This window comes from Comamonas kerstersii, from assembly GCF_008801935.1.
In the GTDB taxonomy this organism is placed as follows: domain Bacteria; phylum Pseudomonadota; class Gammaproteobacteria; order Burkholderiales; family Burkholderiaceae_C; genus Comamonas; species Comamonas kerstersii.
Genome location: NZ_VZOT01000036.1, coordinates 1 through 340, shown reverse-complemented (window position 1 = coordinate 340; position 340 = coordinate 1). Strand labels below are relative to the sequence as shown.

1 protein-coding gene is annotated in these 340 nt (G+C 53.8%); it reads right to left on the bottom strand.

Going from position 1 to position 340, the window contains the following annotated elements; translation table 11 throughout:
* The coding region (locus F7P80_RS16660; protein ID WP_151046209.1) for an IS5 family transposase at positions 1 to 340 on the bottom strand (340 nt) is incomplete at both ends.

Sequence of the window (340 nt, the reverse complement as noted above, 5' to 3'; positions counted from 1 at the left end):
TCAACCTCTTTTCCATGCAGCAGGCTGTTGGCTTCAACGACATCATTGACGTTGGCTGATGTGCCCCGCACGGTATGCACCAAGCCAGAGTCCGCATCCACGCCAATATGGGCCTTCATGCCAAAGTACCACTGGTTGCCCTTTTTGGTCTGGTGCATCTCTGGATCACGAGATTTGGTGCTGTTTTTGGTTGAGCTGGGCGCTGCGATCAGTGTGGCATCCACGATGGTTCCCGTGCGAAGCAGCAGCTTTTTACGCTCCAGCAAGTCCGTGACGGTCTTCAGGATTTGCTCGGCCAGCTTGTGTGTTTCCAATAGATGACGAAACCGCAGGATAGTGC